Raw genomic sequence first — 4,727 nt, forward strand, 5'->3', positions numbered from 1 at the left:
CGGCGTGGTTCCGGCCTGGATCTCGAGGGGGGAGCGCGCGGATTCCGGGCCTCGTTTCACCGGGATCGCACGCGAAGAGCCGTCGGCGGCGCCGTGGGCCGCGACCATCGACGACAGGAAGATCACCAGGCCGAGCCAGACCGATCCGTGTCTCATGACGCCTCCATCAGTCAAAGACTAAAAATCAAATATAATTATATCAAATCATATCACGCGAAAGGGGCGAAAAAGCTGGACTAGGGCGAATCACCGCACCAGGGTGATCTTGCGTGAAACCGCCTGACCGTCCATCTCTGCCCGTACCAGGTAGATACCGCTGGGCAAAGCCCGGCCGCGGTCATCGCGCCCCTTCCAGACGAGAGCGGCTATTTCGCCACGGAGCGGTCCGCGGTGCAGCAGTGCAACCCGCCGGCCGCGCAGGTCATGGATCGCCACCGTGGCATCGGCCGCTCCTGCGCGCGGCAACTCCAGCCGGATGGTCGTGAGCGGATTGAAGGGATTCGGGCTGACGCTCAGCCGCGGCGGCAGACGCGGCGGCCCGGCTGGCCCCGCGATGGCTGTGGCGGGATCACCGTAGACGGTCTCGGTCACCGCCAGGGCGACCGTCGCGGCGGCCGACGGCGAGCGCACCTGCACGTACCGGTAGTTGTTGGGTGCGGGGATCGACGCGCTAGCCCCGGCCGGCTGCCAGGCCTCCCATTCGACCAGCGCCAGGTCGTCGAACCAGCTCAGGCCGGTGCCCGCGGCGGGGGGTTCGGTGCCGCAGCGCAGCTCGAAGTAGACGGCGCTGCCCGGGGTCGTCAGGTCGACCCACTGGGGGGTCCAGTCGCAACTGCCGGTGAAGCGGTCGGCGAGGTCGGTGCTGCTCAGGGGCGTCTCGCTGCTGCGGTCCGGGTAGAAACGGACCATGATCCGCGCCTCGGCGGCGTTCTCGGCGCGCAGCCAACCCAGCGCCGAATGTTCGCGCGTCGGATCGCAGGGCAGGTGCTTTTCGAGGTCGGTGCCGGTCTGGTCCGGATCGGAGTCGCGGCGCCGCAGGGCCAGGCTGCGCGTGCCGGCGTGGGCCTGTGCGGTGTCGAGCCATTCGTCGGCGGTGTTGTCGTCCCAGAAGGTGGCGCCCTCGTCCTCGAAACCGCCGTGCCACAGGATCTCCCGTCCCCAGCGCATTTCCAGGCCCGGGAGTCCGCTCGCGTCCGCGAGGGCGGAGAGGTCGCCCGCGTCGGGCAAGGCCGTCGGCGCGCAGACCCACCAGCCGCCGATCTCCTTCAGCGTCACTTCCAGCGTCCGATCCGCTGTCGTGGAGTCGATCCCCGCACGGTCGGGGTAGACCCGGGCCGTGTTGGTTTCGCGGTCGACGGTGACCAGGGCGTTCATGGGCGTGGAGTAGTCGGCGATGCGGTCGGCGATCTCGTAGCCCAGGGTGCCGAGGGCCGGCCGGGGGATGTAGTCGTCGATCCAGGCGGGTACGAAGCGGCAGCCGACGATGCCGTTCTTCTCGATCTCCAGGGTCAGCACCAGGGTGGGGAAGGTCTCCGGGTAGTACAGGTCGAAGACGAAGTTGCCCAGCGAATGGGCGATGAGCTTGCCGTCGTATCCCTCGAAGCCCTGCAGCACGTGGGGATGGTGGTTGATCAGGATATCGGCGCCGGCGTCCAGGGTCAGGCGGCGCAGGGCGCGATCGTCCAGGGACGGCTCGTTGCGGAAGCGGACGTCCGGGTCGCCGGGCGCGATGTCCGTGGCCTCGATGATTTCAGGCGTTACATCCGGCCAGACCGGGCCGGCGGTCTTGCCCGGCGGCGGCGCCGTCTCGTACTCGTCGCCGCTGTGGGTCTGCAGTATGACCACGTCGGCCAGCCCGTGCAACCCGTCCAGCGCGCGCGTCACGTTCTGGGGGACGAAGAAGGCGAAGCCGGGCTTGCCGGGACCGGCGTCCAGGAAAGGCTGGTAGTTCCACTTGCGACCGCAGCGGTTGCACTGGCCGACGAAGGCGAGACGGATGCCCCGTTCCGTCCGGAAGGCCGGCTGCAGGGCGGCGGTCTCGTCCGACCCGGCCCCGAAGTAGGGGATCGACAGGCCGTCGAGCAGGTCCATGGTGTCGAGCATGCCGATCTCGCCGTAGTCGATGATGTGGTTGTTGGCCAGACCGGCCAGGTCCACGCCCGCGTACCGGATGCCGGCGCTGTTCTCCGGGCGGCTGCGGAAGACCACGCTCTTGGTGGGATGGGGCGTGCCGCGGTCGGTATAGGAGACCTCGAGGTTGCAGACGTTCACGTCGGCCGCCCCGCCGAAGATGCCCAGCGTGGGCTCGAAGAGGGCCTCGACGCCGTAGGTGTCGATGATGCCGCCGGCGTACTCGTAGGCGCGGCCCGTGAAGACGTCGCCCACGAAGTTGACGGTGATCGGGCCCGCGGCGCCGCCGGGGTCCACCTCCACCTGGGTCGCGGCGTAGCCGGACAGCCCGTCCGGATCGGTGACGGTCAGCCCGACCGACCAGGCGTGGTCCGCCGTCACGGTGAAGACGTGCTGCGGGGCCGTCTCGTCGCTGAAGGTGCTGTCGCCGAAGTCCCAGTGGAAGACGTGCGTGGCCGAATCCGGGTCGTTCACCAGCGCCTCGAACTGCACGGTGGCGCGATCATTGCCCTCGGTGTCGCGGCGCAGCTTCGTGACCGTCTGCAGGATGCCCACCACCGGCGCCACGGGCAGGTCGCCGGTCACGTCGGCGATCGCGTCGAAGTAGGTCTCGCCGGGCGCGCCGCCGTCCTCGTCGTTCACGTAGACCAGTTGCGTGATCGCCGGCAGATCGCCGTAGGTGGCCCGCCAGTCCTCGCCGAGGGGCAGGAGGTAGGTATACCACTGGTGGCGCGCGAAGGCGCCCTGGTAGACGGTCCACCAGTTGTCCGGCGCCGGCAGTTCCTCGCCGCCGAAGGTGTAGAAGAGCTCGCGCGCGCCGTCGCCGACGCCGAAGGCGTGCATCTCGCCCAGGTCGGCGACCTTGACCGCGATCCGCCAGACCGTGGTGTCGGTGACGGCGGCCGCCGCGACGTCCTGGACCTTCCAGGTGTTGCCGTACAGGCGCAGGGCGTTGTCGCCGTCGTGCGCATCCGTGGTCAGGCTCCAGGCGCCCGGGTCGGCGTCCTGATCCGGATACGACGTCAGCACGGGCGCGTCGGACTCGAAATCCTCGATCACGACGCCGCGCGCGGCGAGGCACGGCGCGACGAGCGCGATCACGACCGCGATGGCCAGCACCGGGATAATGCGAGCAGGGGATGGACGCATTGGTACCTCGTCGTTGACCCGTTCCGGCGGGGATCACGGGCGCCCGGGTACGAGTGTAGCACATCAGGGTAGCGGAGCGCGTCAGCGGAGTTTGCGGGGCAGGAACGTTCCGGCCCCGGGGGCGTCGACCAGACGGCCGTGCGCGACGACTCTCTCGCCGCGACGCCACACGGTCCGCACCGCGCCGCGCCAGTCGTCGCCGGCCCACAGAGACGAATCGGCGCCCTGGGGCAGCACGGTGCCCGTGGCCTCGGGATCGAAGAGCACCAGGTCCGCGTCGTAGCCCGCGGCCACCCTCCCCTTGCGCCCCGCCAGGCCCATCATGGCGGCGGGCTGATCGCAGCAGAGCCGTATCCAGCTCTCCGGGCTCAGCAGGCCCGTGCGGACGCCGAGCGTGTACGCGACCAGCAGCCGCTCGCCCACGCCGGCGGCGCCGTTGGGGATGGCGGGAAAGCCGCGGGCGGCTCCCCGGCGCTTGAGGTCCAGCGGGAACTCGCAGTGGTCGGTGGCGAGCCAGGAGATCTCGCCGGCGGCCAGGCCGGCGCGCAGCGCGGCCGCATCCTGTTCGCTGCGCAGCGGCGGCGACATGATCGCCGTCAGGGCCAGATCCTCGCTCCCGGCGTAACAGGCGTCGGTGCGGAACAGGTACTGGGGACAGGTCTCGGCGTTGATGTCCACGCCCACCGCCCGCGCGCCGCGGATCAGCTCCAGGCCGCCCGCTGTGGACAGATGCACGATCGTCAGCGGACAGCCAGTGTCCTCGGCCAGCAGCATGGCGGTGCGCACGGCCTCGATCTCCGCGGCCGGCGGGTGGGCGGCGGTGTGCCAGGACGGTCCGGTGCGCCCGCGGCCGACGAGTTCCGCCTCGGCCGCGGCGTTCATCTCGCCGTCCTCCGCGTGCACCAGGAGATGCCCGCCGATGTCGCAGACCTGTCGCATCAGCAAACGCATCTCGTCGAGCGTGAGCATCAGGCGTCCCTTGTAGGCCAGGAACGCCTTGACGGTCGGCACGCCCGCGGCGACGACGCTCTCCAGCTCGGCCAGGCGTTCCGGCGTGATCTCGCTCACCGCCACGTGCAGTCCGTAGTCGCAGAGGCAGGCGCCGTCGGCGGCATCGCGCCAGCGCGCGACGGCCCAGGGCAGGGGCTCGCCCTTGGCCGGGTTGGCGAAGTCGACGACGGTGGTCGTCCCGCCGCGCAGGGCGGCCTCGCTGCTCTCGCGCCAGCCGCGGCTGGTGATGCCGGGGCGCAGCGGCATGCCGAAATGGGTATGCACGTCGACCCCGCCGGGCAGCAGCCACAGGCCGGCGGCGTCCACGTCATCCGGGCCGAGAACGAGGGCGGTGTCGTCGCCAACTACCAGCGAAAGGAGCGAGACGCGCAGGCCATGTGGGACCACACGCGCCCGTACATCAGGGAGGCGGTACGCGAGATCGGAACCGCTACCAC

The 4,727-nt window shown here is 70.3% G+C and carries 2 protein-coding genes; both read right to left on the reverse strand.

Annotation, left to right across the window (positions count from 1 at the left end; genetic code table 11):
- Nucleotides 1-246: 246 nt before the first annotated feature.
- Nucleotides 247-3,279, reverse strand: coding sequence for a CapA family protein (locus KJ554_03460; GenBank protein ID MBU0741396.1), 3,033 nt, complete (start codon nt 3,277-3,279; stop codon nt 247-249).
- 81 nt (nt 3,280-3,360) lie between these two features.
- Nucleotides 3,361-4,727, reverse strand: a 1,367-nt coding sequence (locus KJ554_03465) for an amidohydrolase family protein (protein MBU0741397.1), incomplete at its 5' end; no start/stop codon positions are given.

The sequence above is a fragment of the bacterium genome (assembly GCA_018814885.1).
Classification (GTDB): Bacteria; Krumholzibacteriota; Krumholzibacteriia; order LZORAL124-64-63; family LZORAL124-64-63; genus JAHIYU01.

Bases quoted from the DNA above. Each gene is read 5' to 3' on its own strand.
- KJ554_03460 (MBU0741396.1), bottom strand. From the start codon at position 3,279: ATGCGTCCATCCCCTGCTCGCATTATCCCGGTGCTGGCCATCGCGGTC.